This is a genomic window from Streptomyces spiroverticillatus, from assembly GCA_014650415.1.
In the GTDB taxonomy this organism is placed as follows: domain Bacteria; phylum Actinomycetota; class Actinomycetes; order Streptomycetales; family Streptomycetaceae; genus Streptomyces; species Streptomyces spiroverticillatus.
On record BMUX01000004.1, the window covers coordinates 223,099 to 239,073 of the forward strand.

Consider the following 15,975-nt stretch of genomic DNA (forward strand, 5'->3'; position numbering starts at 1 on the left):
ACCTCCCCCGCCTGGCACGTGCGCGTCGACCGCCGGGGCACCCCGGAGGGCTCCGGCTTCCTGGTCTCCGACCGGCACGTGGTGACCTGCGCCCATGTCGTGCACGGGCTGGAGCGCGTCGAACTGGCCTTCCCCGGCAGCCGTTCGCTGCCGCCCGGCGGGGCGACGGTGGTCGAGCGGGGGCCCTGGTCGGGCCACCGTCTGGACGCGGGCGACGTGGCACTGCTGGAGCTGGACGGAGAACGCGCCCTGACCCCGACGCCCCCGGACCTGCTCCCCGCTCTTACTCCCCCCGCTCCTTCTCCCCCGCCCTCTCCCGCTGCGCATGCAGCCGCCCCTTCACATCGTCCGGCGGCAAGAACCGCGACCACCGCTCCGGGAACTCCGACGGCATGTCCGGGTTGGCCCCCGTCCACTGGCCCTCGCCATCGTCCCCGTACAGCTCGTCCTCCTCGTCGTCCCGGACCCAGCCCGCCTGCGCCTCCAGCTCGGCCGCGCGTGCCCGCGCTATCACCGCCGCGGCCTGAGCGGTCCGCAGCCGGTCGTTGTCGGCGCGAGCGGCGGCGGTGGCGACGGACGGCCACACCCGGTCGATGGCCGCGTTGACGGCGGCGCCCACCAGCACGGCGAAGGCCGAGACCCCGATCCACAGCAGCACGGCGATCGGCGCGGCCAGCGAGCCGTAGATCGTGCCGCCCTCGACGGTGCTCGTCACGTAGATACGGAGCAGGAAGCTGCCCAGCACCCACATCCCCAGCGCTATCAGCGACCCGGGCACGTCCTCCACCCAGGGCGACCGCACCGGCACGGACACGTGGTACAGCGTGGTCAGGAAGACGACCGACAGCACTATCACCAGCGGCCAGTACAGGACGGAGATGACCTCGGTCCCGAACGGCACCAGCTCCACCACCCGGTCTGGGCCCACCACCATCAGCGGCAGCACCACCGCGCCGATGAGCAGCGCGACGACGTACAGCAGGAAGGCCAGCAGCCGGGTCTTGACGATGCCCCGGTGCCCGTCCAGCCCGTACATGACCGTGATCGTGTCGATGAAGACGTTGACGGCCCGCGAGCCCGACCACAGGGCGATGGCGAAGCCGATCGAGATGACGTCCGGGCGGCCCTCCCTCGTCACGTCCTCGAGGAGCGGCTTGGCGAATTCGTTGACGCCCCGGTCCGACAGGACCGCCTGCGAGGCGTTGAGGATGTTGCGCTCGATGGACTGGACGGTCTCCGTCGCCGTCCAGTCGTCGATGTAGCCGAGCAGACCGATCAGGCCGAGGAGGAGCGGCGGCAGGGACAGCAGCGTGAAGAAGGCGGCTTCGGCGGCGAGGCCGAGGATGCGGTATTCGACGCAGGAATTGACGGTGTCCTTCAGGAGCTGCCAGGCCAGCTTCCGCTTCGACACGTTCCGGTAGAGGACCCGAGCGCGGTGGAGCCGGTTCTCCTTGCGGTGTTTCCGCGGCCGTTCGGGTGTTTCTTTTGCTGCCTGCACCTCCTTACCGTATCCGCATGGCAGCCACCACCCACACAGTGACCAATCAGGCCCCGCCCCTGGTGGGGTACGACGTCTACGGCGAAGACCGCGCGCTCGCGGAGGCGGTCGAGCGGCATGTCGAGCCCGCTCTCCTCGACGGCGTACGGGAGGAACTGACCGCGCTCGGGCAGGCCGCCGGATCCGCGCAGGTCCAGGAGTGGGGGGCGCTGGCGAACGAGAATCCGCCGACCCTGCACACCCACGACCGGTACGGCAACCGGATCGACGAGGTCGCCTTCCACCCGTCCTGGCACCGCCTCCTCGGGCACGCCGTGTCGTCCGGGTTGACGAACGCCTGGGGTCGCCCGAACGGGCACGTGCGGCGGGCCGCCGGGTTCCTGGTGTGGACGCAGGCGGAGGGCGGACACGGCTGTCCGGTGTCGATGACGCACGCCGCCGTGCCGGCGCTGCGGGCGGATCCGGCGCTGGCGGCCGTGTGGGAGCCGAGGCTCACGTCGTCGGTGTACGGGCAGGAGCTGCTGCCCGCCGCGCAGAAGCCGGGCGCCCTGTTCGGCATGGGCATGACCGAGAAGCAGGGCGGCAGCGACGTACGGGCGAACACGACCCAGGCGCTGCCGACGGGTGTCGACGGCGAGTACGCGCTCACCGGGCACAAGTGGTTCTGCTCCGCCCCGATGTCCGACGGGTTCCTGGTGCTGGCGCAGGCGCCGGGCGGGCTGAGCTGCTTCCTCGTACCGCGCGTGCTGGAGGACGGGACGCGCAACACCTTCCGCATCCAGCGCCTCAAGGACAAGCTCGGCAACAAGTCGAACGCGTCGAGCGAGGTCGAGTTCGACGGGACGTGGGGGCGGCTGGTCGGCGAGGAGGGGCGCGGGGTGCGCACCATCATCGGGATGGTCGCGGCGACCCGGCTGGACTGCGTGATCGGCTCGGCGGCGCTGATGCGGCAGGCGGTCGCACAGGCCACCCATCACGCCGCGTACCGCCGTGCCTTTGGCGGGGAGCTGATCGACAAGCCGCTGATGCGCAACGTCCTGGCGGACCTGCACCTGGAGTCGGAGGCGGCGACGACCCTGGCGCTGCGCCTGGCAGCCGCGTACGACAGCGACACCGAGCAGGACCGGGCGCTGCTGCGGCTCGCCGTCCCGGCGGCGAAGTACTGGGTGACCAAGCGGTGCACGCCGGTCGCGGCGGAGGCCCTAGAGTGCCTGGGCGGCAACGGGTACGTCGAGGACTCGGGCATGCCGCGCCTGCTGCGCGAGTCGCCGCTGAACTCCATCTGGGAGGGGTCGGGCAACGTCCAGGCGCTGGACGTGCTGCGGGCGCTCCAGCGGGAGCCGATGGCGCTGAACGCCTTCCTGACGGAGGTGGGGCAGGCGCGCGGCGCCGATCACCGCCTGGACGGCGCGATCAAGAACCTGCTCACCGAGCTCGCGGACCTGGACGGTATCGAGGGGCGGGCACGCCGTCTCGTGGAGCGGATGGCCCTCGTCCTCCAGGGGTCGCTGCTGGTGCGGTGGGCGCCGTCGGAGGTCGCGGATGCGTTCTGCGCCTCGCGGCTGGGCGGCGACTGGGGCTCCGCCTTCGGTACGTTGCCGAGCAGCCTGGACCTGGGGGCGGTGGTGGAGCGGGCGCGGCCGGAGGCGTAGCCCGCCGGTCCGGGCAGGCGGCCGGAAGCGTAGCCCGCCGGTCCGGGCGCGCGGCCGGAATCACAGCCCCCGCTTCTGCGGCACGCGCGGGGCGTGATTCTCTGACGTCATGAGCACCATCGACGTCACCACCTGGTCCCTCGAACAGACCTCCCCGGACGATCTGAGCCCGGTCCCGCCCCCGCCGGGCGACGACCTGCGGATCGTCCGGGCCGAGGTCCCCTCCCCCGAATTCAGCCGCTTCCTGTACACCGCCGTGGGCGGCGACATCCGCTGGACGGACCGGCTGCCGTGGTCGTACGAGCAGTGGCGGCGCGCCGTGGACCGGCCCGAGGTCGAGACGTGGGTCGCGTACGACAGGGGCACGCCTGCCGGGTACGTCGAGCTGGAGGCGCAGGACGAGGGCGCGGTGGAGATCGTCTACTTCGGGCTGATCCCGGCGTTCCGGGGCCGGCGGATCGGCGGTCACCTCCTCTCGTACGGGATCGAACGCGCCTGGGACCTCGCCGAGCGGCACCCGGACCGGACGCCGACGAAGCGGGTGTGGCTGCACACCTGCTCCAAGGACGGCCCGCACGCGATGGCGAACTACGAGCGGCGCGGCTTCCGGCTCTTCGACACGACGGTGGAGGCGGAGCCGGAGGTGGCGAATCCAGGGCCTTGGCCGGGGGCGTTTCCGCAGGCCTGACCGGGGCTAGTCGAGGGCTGCCAGATCGGCCACGAGGCGGCGCAGCGAGGTCCGGTGCTCACGGGTCCGCCGGGTGTAGCGCCGCAGGGCCGTCCTGGCCAGCAGGGAGCTGCCCGCCAGCCGTCCGTAGAGCGCGGCCGAGATGCGGTCGACGGCCTTCTTCAGCGTGTCTTTCAGCTTCATGCCGATCACGGCCAGGACGATCCCGCCGCCGACCAGCAGCCAGGACTGCAACTGCCCCCGCAGGCCCGCCATGAGCGCCCCCGGATTGTGCGCATGTGCTGGTACAGCAGGATATGACCGGACCTGCGATCCGGAGTGACCCAGGACACAGCGTTTCGTCATGTGAGACGAAGTGGTCCACATGATGGATAGTGGTGGACTGGCCCGAGATCCCCGTGCCACGCTTCCGTCATGTCTACAGCTGGAGTTGCCTTGATCAGTCGGCGTCACGTCGACCTCGGCCGCATGTCCAGCGCCATCTGTCCGGCCTGCTGACAGCCCAGCACTGCCGCACTCCCCCTTTTCAGGTTTTCCGCGCACCCGCTCCCCGCATGTCTGCGCACCCCCGCGCCGTTTCTGCGCGAGTGTGCAGGTCAGAGCCGCCTGCCCGCAGTCCCCCTGCATGCCCGAAGGACGTACCGCCATGTCTGCCACCCCAGAGAAGCCCGCAGCGGGTGCTGCCGTCACCGCCCGCCGCAAGGCCGGACGCCACCGCGGCGAAGGCCAGTGGGCCGTTGGGCATCACACGCCGCTCAACGGCAACGAGCAGTTCAAGAAGGACGACGACGGTCTCAACGTACGGACACGTATTGAGACGATCTACTCCAAGCGCGGTTTCGACTCCATCGACCCCAACGACCTGCGGGGACGCATGCGTTGGTGGGGGCTGTACACGCAGCGCAAGCCCGGGATCGACGGCGGCAAGACCGCGATCCTGGAGCCGGAGGAGCTGGACGACGAGTTCTTCATGCTGCGCGTGCGCATCGACGGCGGCCGGCTGACCACCGAGCAGCTGCGCGTCATCGGCGAGATCTCGCAGGAGTTCGCCCGGGGCACCGCCGACCTGACCGACCGGCAGAACGTCCAGTACCACTGGATCCGCATCGAGGACGTGCCGGAGATCTGGCGCCGCCTGGAGGCCGTGGGGCTGTCGACGACCGAGGCGTGCGGCGACACCCCGCGCGTCATCCTCGGCTCGCCCGTCGCGGGCATCGCGGTCGACGAGATCATCGACGGCACGCCCGCCATCGACGAGATCTACCGCCGCTTCATCGGCAACCCGGACTTCTCCAACCTGCCGCGCAAGTTCAAGTCGGCGATCTCCGGTTCGCCGCAGCTGGACGTGGCGCACGAGATCAACGACATCGCGTTCGTCGGCGTCGAGCACCCCGAGCACGGCCCCGGCTTCGACCTGTGGGTCGGCGGCGGGCTCTCCACCAACCCCAAGCTCGGTGTGCGGCTGGGGACTTGGGTCTCCCTGGAGGACGTGCCGGACGTGTACGGCGGCGTCATCGGCATCTTCCGCGACTACGGCTACCGGCGGCTGCGCAACCGCGCCCGCCTGAAGTTCCTGGTCGCGGACTGGGGCCCGGAGAAGTTCCGGCAGGTCCTGGAGGACGAGTACCTGAAGCGCAAGCTCATCGACGGGCCCGCCCCGCAGCAGCCCAAGGGCACCTGGCGCGACCACCTCGGCGTGCACCGGCAGAAGGACGGGCGCTTCTACGTGGGCTTCGCCCCGCGCGTCGGCCGGGTCGACGGCTCCACGCTGACGAAGATCGCCGAGCTGGCGGAGACGCACGGCTCCGGGCGGCTGCGCACCACCGCCGAGCAGAAGATGATCGTGCTCGACGTCGCCGAGGAGCAGGTCGAGTCGCTGGTGGCGGGGCTGGAGTCGCTGGACCTGAAGGTGACGCCGTCGCCGTTCCGGCGGGGCACGATGGCCTGCACCGGCATCGAGTTCTGCAAGCTGGCGATCGTCGAGACGAAGGCGCGCGGCGCCTCGCTGATCGACGAACTGGAGCGCCGCATCCCGGAGTTCGACGAGCCGCTCACCATCAACATCAACGGCTGCCCCAACGCCTGCGCCCGCATCCAGGTCGCCGACATCGGCCTCAAGGGCCAGCTGGTCCTGGACGCCGACGGCAACCAGGTCGAGGGCTACCAGGTGCACCTGGGCGGCGCGCTCGGCCTGGAGGCCGGGTTCGGACGCAAGGTCCGCGGCCTGAAGGTCACCGCCGCCGAGCTGCCCGACTACGTGGAGCGTGTCCTGACCCGCTTCCAGGAGCAGCGCGAGGACGGCGAGCGCTTCGCGACCTGGGCGACGCGTGCGGCGGACGGGGACCTGTCGTGAGCGAGCGCGCGGCCCCCTTCCACTGCCCGTACTGCGGCGACGAGGACCTGCGGCCCAACGAGACCGGCCACGGGGCCTGGGAGTGCCACTCCTGCAACCGGGCCTTTCAGCTGAAGTACCTGGGGCTGCTGGCCCGGGGTGTCACCACGACCAACTCGACGGAAGGGGAGGGGATATGACAGTCGTTCAGGAAGACGTGAGGTCGCAGGAAGAGCTGCGCGCGCTGGCCGAGCAGGCCGGACGCGACCTCGAGGACGCCTCCCCGCTCGACATCCTGAAGTGGGCGACCGCCACCTTCGGCAGCCGCTTCTGCGTGACCTCCTCCATGGAGGACGCGGTCGTCGCCCACCTCGCGTCCCGTGCACACCCCGGCGTCGACGTCGTCTTCCTCGACACCGGCTACCACTTCGAGGAGACCATCGGCACCCGCGACGCCGTGGACGCGGTGATGGACGTCAACGTCATCACGCTCACCCCCCGGCAGACCGTCGCCGAGCAGGACGCCGAGTACGGGCCGAAACTGCACGACCGCGACCCCGACCTGTGCTGCGCGCTCCGCAAGGTCAAGCCCCTGGAGGACGGCCTGGGTGCGTACGACGCGTGGGCGACCGGCCTGCGCCGCGACGAGTCCCCGACCCGGGCGAACACCCCGGTCGTCGGCTGGGACGAGAAGCGCCGCAAGGTCAAGGTCTCCCCGATCGCCCGCTGGACGCAGGACGACGTGGACGCGTACGTGGTCGAGCACGGCGTTCTCACCAACCCGCTCCTGATGGACGGTTACGCGTCCGTCGGCTGCGCGCCGTGCACGCGCAGGGTGCTGGAGGGCGAGGACGCCCGCGCCGGCCGCTGGGCCGGGCGCGGCAAGACCGAATGCGGGCTGCACGGATGACGAACAGTCAGGAGAACCCCGAGATGACCGGAGCCACCGTCTGGCTCACCGGCCTGCCCAGCGCGGGCAAGACCACCATCGCGTACGCGCTCGCCGAGAAGCTGCGCGCCCGGGGCCGCAAGGTCCAAGTGCTGGACGGCGACGAGATCCGCGAGTTCCTCTCGGCCGGGCTGGGCTTCAGCCGCGAGGACCGGCACACCAATGTGCAGCGGATCGGTTACGTCGCCGAACTCCTGGCCCGTAACGGCGTGTTGGCGCTCGCACCGGTCATCGCCCCGTACGCCGACAGCCGCGAGGCCGTCCGCAAGCGGCACCAGTCGGAGGGCACCGCCTACCTGGAGGTGCACGTGGCGACGCCGGTCGAGGTGTGCTCCGTACGCGATGTGAAGGGCCTGTACGCCAAGCAGGCGGCCGGGGAGATATCCGGGCTGACCGGCGTGGACGACCCGTACGAGGCGCCGGCCGACCCGGATCTGCGCATCGAGTCGCACACGCAGTCCGTCGACGAGTCCGCGGCGGCGCTGCTCGCGCTGCTCACCGAGAGGGGTCTGGCATGACGACCGCCGCCACCACCAGCAGCGAGGGCGTCGACGGCTCCTTCGCGCTCAGCCACCTCGACTCCCTGGAGTCGGAGGCGGTGCACATCTTCCGCGAGGTCGCGGGCGAGTTCGAGCGGCCGGTGATCCTCTTCTCCGGCGGCAAGGACTCCATCGTCATGCTGCACCTGGCGCTGAAGGCCTTCGCCCCGGCGGCGATCCCCTTCTCGCTGCTGCACGTCGACACCGGGCACAACTTCCCCGAGGTGCTGGAGTACCGGGACCGCGCCGTCGCGCGGCACGGGCTGCGGCTGCACGTGGCCTCCGTACAGGAGTACATCGACCGCGGTGTGCTGCGTGAGCGGCCCGACGGGACGCGCAACCCGCTCCAGACGCTGCCGCTGACCGAGAAGATCCAGGCGGAACGCTTCGACGCGGTCTTCGGCGGCGGCCGCCGCGACGAGGAGAAGGCGCGCGCCAAGGAGCGGGTGTTCTCGCTGCGCGACGAATTCTCGCAGTGGGACCCGCGCCGCCAGCGCCCCGAGCTGTGGCAGCTCTACAACGGCCGGCACGCGCCCGGCGAGCACGTCCGGGTCTTCCCGCTGTCCAACTGGACCGAGCTGGACGTATGGCAGTACATCGCCCGCGAGAAGATCGAGCTCCCGGAGATCTACTACGCGCACGAGCGCGAGGTCTTCGCCCGCAACGGCATGTGGCTGACCGCCGGCGAGTGGGGCGGCCCCAAGGAGTCCGAGCCGGTACAGACGCGGCTGATCCGCTACCGCACCGTCGGCGACATGTCCTGCACCGGTGCCGTCGACTCGGACGCGACCACGCTGGACGCCGTCATCGCCGAGATCGCCGCCTCCCGGCTCACCGAGCGGGGTGCGACCCGCGCCGACGACAAGATGTCCGAGGCCGCGATGGAAGACCGCAAGCGCGAAGGGTACTTCTAGAAATGACCACTGTGGCAGAGCAGTTGAGCACCACCACCCTTCTTCGCTTCGCGACCGCCGGGTCCGTCGACGACGGCAAGTCCACCCTGGTCGGACGGCTGCTGCACGACTCGAAGTCGGTGCTGACCGATCAGCTGGAGGCCGTCGAGCACGCGTCCCGCAACCGGGGTCAGGAGACGCCGGACCTGGCGCTGCTGACCGACGGGCTGCGGGCCGAGCGCGAGCAGGGCATCACCATCGACGTGGCGTACCGCTACTTCGCGACCGCGCGCCGCCGGTTCATCCTGGCCGACACACCGGGGCACGTGCAGTACACCCGGAACATGGTGACCGGCGCGTCCACGGCCGAGCTGGCCGTGGTCCTGGTCGACGCCCGCAACGGTGTCGTCGAGCAGACCCGCCGGCACGCCGCGGTGGCCGCGCTGCTGCGGGTGCCGCACGTGGTGCTGGCCGTGAACAAGATGGACCTCGTCGACTACGCGGAGCCCGTCTTCGCCGCCATCGCGGAGGAATTCACCGCGTACGCGAGCGAGTTGGGTGTCCCGGAGATCACCGCGATCCCGATCTCGGCGCTCGCCGGGGACAACGTGGTCGAGCCGTCCGCGCACATGGACTGGTACGGCGGGCCGACCGTCCTGGAGCACCTGGAGACGGTGCCGGTCGCCCACGACCTGACCGCCTGCCACGCGCGCTTCCCGGTCCAGTACGTGATCCGCCCGCAGTCCGCCGAGCACCCCGACTACCGGGGGTATGCCGGTCAGATCGCGGCCGGGGCGTTCCGGGTCGGCGAGCAGGTGACCGTACTGCCGTCGGGTCGCACCTCCACCATCGAGGGCATCGACGCGCTCGGCGAGGCCGTGGACATCGCGTGGGCGCCGCAGTCGGTGACGCTGCGCCTCGCCGACGACATCGACGTCTCGCGCGGCGACCTGATCGCCCCGAGCACGGACGCCCCCGAGCCGACGCAGGACGTCGAGGCGACCGTGTGCCACGTCGCCGACCGGCCGCTCTCGGTCGGGCAGCGGGTCCTGCTCAAGCACACTACGCGCACCGTCAAGGCGATCGTGAAGGAGATCCCGTCCCGGCTCACGCTGGACGACCTCTCCCAGCACCCGACCCCCGGGCAGCTCGTCGCCAACGACATCGGGCGGGTCGTCGTACGGACGGCCGAGCCGCTCGCGCTCGACGCGTACGCGGACTCGCGGCGCACCGGCTCCTTCCTGCTGATCGACCCGGCGGACGGGACGACGCTCGCCGCAGGCATGGCGGGCCGCTCCTTCGCCTCCACCGCGACCGTGAACACGGTTGCCGACGAAGAGGGTTGGGACTTCTGATGACCATGGTCGACGTCTACGCTACGTTCGCGAAGGAAGGCGGCCGAGTGGGCAGCGGCACCCTCGGCAGCGGGCAGGGCGGGGTCGGGCGATGTGCGCGATGACGTACACCCCCGCCGCCTTCCGTGAGCCCTTCCGCACCTCTCTCCGCATGCCCGTGCGCATGCACAGACGAAGACCCGAGGACCCATCACCATGACTGCCTCCCGCACCACCCTGCGCCGTTCCCTGGCCGCGGCCGCCGCGCTGCCCCTGCTGATCGCCGCGCTCGGCGCCTGCGGCTACGGCTCCGAGGCCAAGAAGGACGACCCGGGCAAGGCCGCGCCCGCCGCCAAGGGCGAGAAGATCGGCGGCCTCGACGAGGTGAAGATCGGCTACTTCGCCAACGTCACGCACGCCACCGCCCTGGCGGGTCTTCAGGAGGGCCTGTTCCAGAAGGAGTTGGCCGGTACGAAGGTGAAGACCCAGGTCTTCAACGCGGGCCCCTCCGAGATCGAGGCGCTGAACGCGAAGGCCATCGACATCGGCTGGATCGGCCCCTCCCCCTCCATCAACGGCTTCACCAAGTCCAAGGGCCAGAACCTGCGCATCATCGGCGGCTCCGCCTCCGGCGGTGTCTCGCTGGTCGTGAACGACAAGAAGATCAAGTCCCTGGACGATCTCAAGGGCAAGCGCATCGCCACACCGCAGCTGGGCAACACCCAGGACGTGGCGCTCCTGAACTACCTGTCGGAGAAGGGCCACAAGGTCGACGCGAACACCGGCAAGGGTGACGTGACCGTGGTCCGCCAGGACAACAAGGAGATCCCGAACTCCTTCAAGTCCGGTGCCATCGACGGGGCCTGGGTGCCGGAGCCGACCGCCGCACGGCTGGTGGACGCGGGCGGCAAAGTGCTGCTGGACGAGAAGAAGCTGTGGAAGGACGACAAGTTCGTCATCACGAACATCATCGTCCGCCAGGACTTCCTGAAGGAGCACCCGGAGGTCGTCGAGGCGGTGCTGCGCGGCTCGGTCAACACCAACGTGTGGATCAAGGCCAACCCCGACAAGGCGAAGGCGAGCATCAACGCCCGGCTCAAGCAGGACTCCGGCAAGGAACTGCCCGCGAACATCCTCGACCAAGCGTTCAAGAACGTCGACGTGATCGACGACCCGCTGGCCTCCACCCTGCGCGACGAGGCCCAGCACGCGGTGAAGGCGGGCCTGCTCAAGGACCCGCTGCTGGACGGCATCTACGACCTGCGGCCGCTGAACAAGGTCCTCAAGGCCGCGGGCAAGCCCGAGGTCTCCGACGCCGGGCTCGGCGTCAAGTAACCCTGTCCGTACCGCAGTTCAGCCCGTAGCTACCCCCAGCCCCCAGGAGGTGAGACCCATGGCCAGCACACTCGTCAAGGACGGTGCGGCAGCCGCTCCGGTCGCCGACAAGGCCTCGGCACCGGCATCGGCCTCGTCGTACGCCGCGCGTATCGACCATGTCTCGAAGTCGTTCGGCCGGCCCGGCTCGGCCCGTCAGCTCGTCCTGGACGACATCAGCATCGATGTCGCCCCGGGTGAGTTCGTGACCCTCCTGGGGGCTTCCGGCTGCGGGAAGTCCACCCTGCTCAACCTGGTCGCCGGGCTCGACAAGCCGTCGGCCGGAACCATTGACGTACCGGGCGGGCGTCCGGCCCTGATGTTCCAGGAGCACGCCCTCTTCCCGTGGCTCACCGCGGGCAAGAACATCGAACTCGCCCTGAAACTGCGGGGCGTGGCGAAGTCGGACCGCAAGCCCGAGGCGGAGCGACTGCTGGAACTCGTACGCCTCAAGGGCGCGTACGGCAAGCGGGTGCACGAGCTGTCGGGCGGCATGCGCCAGCGGGTGGCGCTGGCCCGGGCACTGGCCCAGGACAGCCAACTCCTGCTGATGGACGAGCCGTTCGCCGCTCTGGACGCCATCACGCGGGACGTCCTGCACGAGGAGCTGACCCGCATCTGGGCCCAGACCTCGGTCTCGGTCCTGTTCGTCACGCACAACGTGCGCGAGGCGGTACGGCTGGCGCAGCGCGTCGTCCTGCTGTCGTCGCGCCCCGGACGGGTGGCCCGCGAGTGGGCGATCGACCTGCCGCAGCCGCGCCGCATCGAGGACGCGGCGGTGGCCGACCTGTCCGTAGAGATCACTGAACAGCTGCGTGGGGAGATCCGCCGACATGGCCAGCACTGAGACCACTCCGGCCGTGGGGGGCACGGGGGCCGATCCGGCTGCCGGGGACACGGAAGCGCCTGCGGCCGCAGGGGGTACGAAGACGCCTCCGGCCGCCGAAGCCACGGAGGCCGCCGGGAACACCGCGGAGGCCACCGGGGACGCCGGGGACGCCGCGGAGGGCTCCGTCCGCACTGCGAAGAAGCCCAGCACCGCCGAGAGCCTCGCCGGGCTCGAAGCGGGGCTCGACGCGCTCGACACCGCGCCCGCCCGCGAGCGCGTCGGTCTCGGCCGTATCGCCCTGTCCAAGCTCGTACCGCCACTCATCGCCGTCGCGCTCGTGCTGACCGTCTGGCAGCTCGCCGCGGCCTCCGACCTCAAGCCGGACTACGTCCTTCCCGGCCCCCTCGACGTCTGGAAGGCCGTCGAGACGATGTGGCTCGACGGCACCCTCCTCGGCTACATCTGGACCAGCATCTCGCGCGGCGCCCTCGGCTTCCTGGTCTCCGTCGCCATCGGCACACCGCTCGGCCTGCTGGTGGCGCGGGTCAAGGTGGTCCGGGCGGCGATCGGCCCGATCCTCTCCGGCCTCCAGTCGCTGCCGTCGGTGGCCTGGGTGCCGGCCGCGATCATCTGGTTCGGCCTCACCGACGCGACGATCTACGCGGTCGTACTGCTCGGCGCGGTCCCCTCGATCGCCAACGGCCTGGTCTCCGGCGTCGACCAGATCCCGCCGCTGTACCTGCGGGCGGGCCGTACCCTGGGCGCACGCGGGCTGGACAGCGTCCGGCACGTCCTGCTCCCCGCCGCGCTGCCCGGCTACCTCGCGGGCCTCAAGCAGGGCTGGGCGTTCTCCTGGCGCTCCCTGATGGCCGCCGAGCTGATCGCCAACTCGCCGGACCTGGGCACGGGCCTGGGCCAGCTGATGGAAAACTTCCGCGTCAACAGCGACATGTCCGGCGTCCTCGCCACGATCATCCTCATCCTGATCGTCGGCATCGGCATCGACCTGCTGTTCTTCTCGCCCCTGGAACGCCGTGTGCTCCGCAGCCGCGGCCTCCTCGTCAGGAGCTGATCCACCGTGTACGCCGCGCCCTCCCCCGCCCTCCTGCTCATCGCGCACGGCAGCCGCGACCCGCGCCACGCGGCGACGGTGCACGCGCTGGCGGAACGGGTGCGGGAGCGGCAGCCGGGAACGCGGGTGGAGGTGTCCTTCCTGGACTTCAACTCCCCTTCCGTTCCGGTTACGTTGACCCGCCTCGCCGGCGCGGGGGTGCGCGACGTCGTCGCCCTCCCCCTCCTGCTGACCCGCGCCTTCCACGCGAAGGCCGACATCCCGTCGGTCCTGGACGAGGCCTCCGCCCGCCTCCCTCACCTGCGCATCACGCGGGCCGAGGTGCTGGGCCCGTCACCGCTCCTGCTCAGTGCCGTGGAGCGGCGGCTGTACGAAACCGGGCTGCGGCCCGAGGACAAGAGCTCGACCGGGGTCGTCCTGGCCTCGGCGGGCTCCACCGACCCGGAGGCGATCGCAGTGATCGCTGAAATTGCGCGGGAGCTGCGGGACGCCGGCTGGCGTTCCGTGCGGCCTGCGTTCGCCTCCGCTGCACTTCCCCGTACGGAGGACGCGGTGCGCGCCCTCCGTACGGATCCGGGCGTGTCCCGGGTGGCCGTCGCCCCGTACGTCCTTGCCCCCGGCTTCCTGCCGGACCGGATCGCCCGGGGCGCCTCCCTCGGCGGCGCCGACCTCCTGGCCCCCGTCCTGGGCGACTGCCCGGAGGTGGCCCGCCTGGTCCTGACCCGCCACGAGGAGGCGGCGAGGGCGGCCCGAGTGGCGGCGGCCTAGCCGGGCGGGACCTGTCCGGCCCGCAGTTCCCCCGCCACCTCCTCCACCGGCAGCGACCCCGCCTTCCTCCGCTCCCGGGCGAACTCGTTCGCGAGGCGCCCCAGCAGGTCGTTCACCGGCGTCGGAACCCCGTGCTTCCGGCCCAGCAGGGAGATCTCACCGTTGAGGTAGTCGGCCTCGATGCTGCCGGTCCCCCGGACCAGGCTCTGCCAGGACGAACCCCCGCCGGGCTTCCCGCCGGGCAGCTCGGCCATGGCGATCCGGCCGTCCCGCGCCTCGGTCTGCTCCTCCGCGCTCGCCACCGCGATGCCCGCGGCCGCCAGCGCCGCCCGGCCCTCCGCGGCCGCCCGGTCGACCAGGTCCCGGCCCGCCGGGGTGGCCAGCGCCGCCGAACCCGACACCGCGTTCAGCGAGTTCACCAGGTTGCTCAGCAGCTTGCCGTACTTCCACCGCATCGCGTCCGGCACGACCGGCGCGAGGAAGTGCGACTTCTCCAGGTCGGCGCCGATCCGGCGGGCCGTCTCGTCCACGCCCTGCGGGTAGCGGCCGAGGTGCAGGATGCCGGTGACCGGTTCGCCCGCCGCCGACACCGCCCCGGGCTCCACGAAGGTCGCCGGGAGGTACACGCACATCGCGTACACCCGCCGGAACCGCCGCAGCGCCAGCCGCTCGTTCTCCACCCCGTTCTGCGCGCAGACCAGCGGCAGCGCCTCGCCCGCCGTGCCCCCGCCCGCGACGGGCCGGCCGCTCCACGCGTCCAGCGCGGCGATGCTGTCCTGCGTCTTCACCGCCAGTACGAGCACGTCCTCGGCCCGCAGTTCGACCTCCTGCGGGCCCTCCGCGCACGGCAGGTGCAGCGTCCTGGTGCCCTCGGGCGTGGTGAGCCGCAGCCCCGTCTCGCGCAGGGCGGCCAGGTGCGCGCCCCGCGCGACGAGCACGACCTCGTGCCCCGCCTCGGCCAGCCGCCCGCCGACCACTCCGCCGATCGCTCCGGCCCCGATGATGACGTAGCGCATGAGGTCCTCCCCGTTCGTGGTGTCGATCCCGTTGATCATGCCCCGACCGTTCCGGGCACAGGATGTCGGGTGCGCAACGGTGGGTTCCTCCTACCGTCGAAGGCGCAAGAAGGAAGCAAGAAGGAGTCCCGAGTGCTGGAACGGCTCAATCAGGCCATGGAGCGCGTCGAGGAGCAGGTGGCGCGGCGGGCCGACGTGGACGTCGCCGAGCTGGCCCGGATCGCGATGACGTCGGAGTACCACTTCCGGCGGCTGTTCTCCGCGCTGGCGGGGCTGCCGCTGTCGGAGTACGTACGACGACGTCGGCTGACCCTCGCGGGTGCCGAGGTGCTGGACGACCGGCGGACCCTGCTGGAGATCGCCGTGCGGTACGGGTACGGCTCGGGCGAGGCCTTCGCCCGCGCGTTCCGCACCATGCACGGCGTCGGCCCGGGCGAGGCCCGGCGGACCGGAGCCGTGCTTCGCTCCCAGCCCCGGATGTCCTTCCGCCTCGTCGTCGAAGGGAACAGCAGCATGGAGTACCGCGTGGTGGAGAAGGACGCCTTCCGGGTGGTGGGCAGGAAGGCACGGGTGCCGCTCGTGCACGAGGGGATGAACCCGGCGATCGGCGACTTCATCCGGAGCATCGACAAGGGAGTGATGGAGCGGATCAAGGAGTTCTCCGACCAGCAGCCGGAGGGGATCGTCGGCGTCAGCGACGACCTCGCGGACAGCCGCGCGGAGGGCACCGAACTCGACTACTACCACGCGGTGGTGAGCGGGGCGGCCTCCGTCCCCGAGGACCTGGACGTGCTGGAGGTACCGGCCGGGACGTGGGCGGTGTTCGCCAGTTCCGGGGCGTTTCCGCAGGCGCTGCAGTTCCGCTGGCGGGACGTGTTCACCGAGTGGTTCCCGTCGAATCCGTACCGCAGCAGGCCCGGCCCGGAGATCCTGCGCACCCGGCTGAACGAGGACGCCTCGCAGGCCGAGGCGGAGCTGTGGATCCCGGTGGAGCGGGAGTCCGTATGACTGTCAACACAGGGATGGGCGAG

At 71.1% G+C, this 15,975-nt stretch carries 17 protein-coding genes and 1 pseudogene; 15 read left to right on the forward strand and 3 right to left on the reverse strand.

What is annotated here, in order from left to right:
* Positions 1-99: 99 nt before the first annotated feature.
* Positions 100-336 (forward strand): annotated as a pseudogene (locus tag IE269_RS43765) (hypothetical protein); the annotation flags it as partial.
* On the opposite strand, the gene IE269_RS12530 reads toward IE269_RS43765, so the two are convergent.
* Positions 284-1,498 (reverse strand): YihY/virulence factor BrkB family protein, encoded by a 1,215-nt coding sequence (locus tag IE269_RS12530; RefSeq protein ID WP_189822949.1) that lies wholly within the window; start codon positions 1,496-1,498, stop codon positions 284-286. The pseudogene IE269_RS43765 and the gene IE269_RS12530 overlap by 53 nt on opposite strands.
* Before the next feature lie 17 nt (positions 1,499-1,515).
* On the opposite strand from IE269_RS12530, the gene IE269_RS12535 reads away from it, so the two are divergent.
* Together IE269_RS12535 and IE269_RS12540 are read left to right on the forward strand one after the other, a co-directional pair.
* A complete protein-coding gene (locus IE269_RS12535) occupies positions 1,516-3,150 on the forward strand; it encodes an acyl-CoA dehydrogenase family protein (RefSeq protein ID WP_189822950.1) in 1,635 nt (544 codons plus the stop codon).
* Positions 3,151-3,259: 109 nt separating this feature from the next.
* Positions 3,260-3,838, forward strand: coding sequence for a GNAT family N-acetyltransferase (locus IE269_RS12540; protein ID WP_189822951.1), 579 nt, complete (start codon positions 3,260-3,262; stop codon positions 3,836-3,838).
* 6 nt (positions 3,839-3,844) lie between these two features.
* On the opposite strand, the gene IE269_RS12545 is transcribed toward IE269_RS12540, so the two are convergent.
* A complete protein-coding gene (locus tag IE269_RS12545) occupies positions 3,845-4,093 on the reverse strand; it encodes a hypothetical protein (protein ID WP_189822952.1) in 249 nt (82 codons plus the stop codon).
* 159 nt (positions 4,094-4,252) lie between these two features.
* Here IE269_RS12545 and IE269_RS43085 point away from each other — a divergent pair, with 159 nt between their 5' ends.
* The 11 genes from IE269_RS43085 (at position 4,253) to IE269_RS12595 (ending at position 13,928) form a co-directional block, all read left to right on the forward strand.
* On the forward strand, positions 4,253-4,336 hold the full coding sequence (locus IE269_RS43085) for a putative leader peptide (RefSeq protein ID WP_318299652.1): 84 nt from the start codon (positions 4,253-4,255) through the stop codon (positions 4,334-4,336).
* Positions 4,337-4,484: 148 nt separating this feature from the next.
* Positions 4,485-6,191 (forward strand): nitrite/sulfite reductase, encoded by a 1,707-nt coding sequence (locus tag IE269_RS12550; RefSeq protein ID WP_189822953.1) that lies wholly within the window; start codon positions 4,485-4,487, stop codon positions 6,189-6,191.
* A complete protein-coding gene (locus tag IE269_RS12555) occupies positions 6,188-6,370 on the forward strand; it encodes an IS1 family transposase (RefSeq protein WP_189822954.1) in 183 nt (60 codons plus the stop codon). Before IE269_RS12550 ends, IE269_RS12555 begins: the two co-directional genes overlap by 4 nt.
* On the forward strand, positions 6,367-7,080 hold the full coding sequence (locus IE269_RS12560) for a phosphoadenylyl-sulfate reductase (RefSeq protein WP_189822955.1): 714 nt from the start codon (positions 6,367-6,369) through the stop codon (positions 7,078-7,080). The genes IE269_RS12555 and IE269_RS12560 overlap by 4 nt, the downstream gene beginning before the upstream one ends.
* A 23-nt stretch (positions 7,081-7,103) precedes the next feature.
* A complete protein-coding gene (gene cysC / locus IE269_RS12565; RefSeq protein ID WP_229897658.1) occupies positions 7,104-7,637 on the forward strand; it encodes an adenylyl-sulfate kinase in 534 nt (177 codons plus the stop codon).
* Positions 7,634-8,572: a sulfate adenylyltransferase subunit CysD gene (gene cysD, locus IE269_RS12570; RefSeq protein WP_189822957.1), complete on the forward strand. Its 939-nt coding sequence runs from the start codon at positions 7,634-7,636 to the stop codon at positions 8,570-8,572. Before cysC ends, cysD begins: the two co-directional genes overlap by 4 nt.
* A gap of 2 nt (positions 8,573-8,574) precedes the next feature.
* On the forward strand, positions 8,575-9,906 hold the full coding sequence (locus IE269_RS12575) for a sulfate adenylyltransferase subunit 1 (RefSeq protein ID WP_189822958.1): 1,332 nt from the start codon (positions 8,575-8,577) through the stop codon (positions 9,904-9,906).
* Positions 9,907-10,101: 195 nt separating this feature from the next.
* Positions 10,102-11,220, forward strand: a complete 1,119-nt coding sequence (locus IE269_RS12580) for an aliphatic sulfonate ABC transporter substrate-binding protein (RefSeq protein WP_189822959.1) — start codon at positions 10,102-10,104, stop codon at positions 11,218-11,220.
* A 58-nt stretch (positions 11,221-11,278) separates the two neighbouring features.
* Complete coding sequence (locus IE269_RS12585; RefSeq protein ID WP_189822960.1) at positions 11,279-12,106, forward strand: ABC transporter ATP-binding protein; 828 nt, start codon at positions 11,279-11,281, stop codon at positions 12,104-12,106.
* Positions 12,093-13,160: an ABC transporter permease gene (locus tag IE269_RS12590; protein WP_189822961.1), complete on the forward strand. Its 1,068-nt coding sequence runs from the start codon at positions 12,093-12,095 to the stop codon at positions 13,158-13,160. Before IE269_RS12585 ends, IE269_RS12590 begins: the two co-directional genes overlap by 14 nt.
* Before the next feature lie 6 nt (positions 13,161-13,166).
* Complete coding sequence (locus IE269_RS12595) at positions 13,167-13,928, forward strand: sirohydrochlorin chelatase (protein WP_189822962.1); 762 nt, start codon at positions 13,167-13,169, stop codon at positions 13,926-13,928.
* Here the strand turns inward: IE269_RS12595 and IE269_RS12600 are convergent.
* On the reverse strand, positions 13,925-14,944 hold the full coding sequence (locus IE269_RS12600; RefSeq protein WP_189823310.1) for a ketopantoate reductase family protein: 1,020 nt from the start codon (positions 14,942-14,944) through the stop codon (positions 13,925-13,927). The two genes, IE269_RS12595 and IE269_RS12600, sit on opposite strands and share 4 nt — an antisense overlap.
* Positions 14,945-15,076: 132 nt before the next feature.
* Between IE269_RS12600 and IE269_RS12605 the strand changes: the two genes are divergently transcribed.
* A complete protein-coding gene (locus tag IE269_RS12605) occupies positions 15,077-15,952 on the forward strand; it encodes an AraC family transcriptional regulator (protein WP_189822963.1) in 876 nt (291 codons plus the stop codon).
* Positions 15,953-15,975 lie beyond the last annotated feature (23 nt).

Excerpts from the sequence above, each read along its gene's own strand:
- IE269_RS12535 (WP_189822950.1), top strand. The coding sequence starts at position 1,516 with ATGGCAGCCACCACCCACACAGTGACCAATCAGGCCCCGCCCCTGGTG.
- IE269_RS12540 (WP_189822951.1), top strand. The coding sequence starts at position 3,260 with ATGAGCACCATCGACGTCACCACCTGGTCCCTCGAACAGACCTCCCCG.
- IE269_RS12545 (WP_189822952.1), bottom strand. The coding sequence starts at position 4,093 with ATGGCGGGCCTGCGGGGGCAGTTGCAGTCCTGGCTGCTGGTCGGCGGC.
- IE269_RS43085 (WP_318299652.1), top strand. The coding sequence starts at position 4,253 with ATGTCTACAGCTGGAGTTGCCTTGATCAGTCGGCGTCACGTCGACCTC.
- IE269_RS12550 (WP_189822953.1), top strand. The coding sequence starts at position 4,485 with ATGTCTGCCACCCCAGAGAAGCCCGCAGCGGGTGCTGCCGTCACCGCC.
- IE269_RS12560 (WP_189822955.1), top strand. The coding sequence starts at position 6,367 with ATGACAGTCGTTCAGGAAGACGTGAGGTCGCAGGAAGAGCTGCGCGCG.
- cysC (WP_229897658.1), top strand. The coding sequence starts at position 7,104 with ATGACCGGAGCCACCGTCTGGCTCACCGGCCTGCCCAGCGCGGGCAAG.
- cysD (WP_189822957.1), top strand. The coding sequence starts at position 7,634 with ATGACGACCGCCGCCACCACCAGCAGCGAGGGCGTCGACGGCTCCTTC.
- IE269_RS12575 (WP_189822958.1), top strand. The coding sequence starts at position 8,575 with ATGACCACTGTGGCAGAGCAGTTGAGCACCACCACCCTTCTTCGCTTC.
- IE269_RS12580 (WP_189822959.1), top strand. The coding sequence starts at position 10,102 with ATGACTGCCTCCCGCACCACCCTGCGCCGTTCCCTGGCCGCGGCCGCC.
- IE269_RS12585 (WP_189822960.1), top strand. The coding sequence starts at position 11,279 with ATGGCCAGCACACTCGTCAAGGACGGTGCGGCAGCCGCTCCGGTCGCC.
- IE269_RS12590 (WP_189822961.1), top strand. The coding sequence starts at position 12,093 with ATGGCCAGCACTGAGACCACTCCGGCCGTGGGGGGCACGGGGGCCGAT.
- IE269_RS12600 (WP_189823310.1), bottom strand. The coding sequence starts at position 14,944 with ATGCGCTACGTCATCATCGGGGCCGGAGCGATCGGCGGAGTGGTCGGC.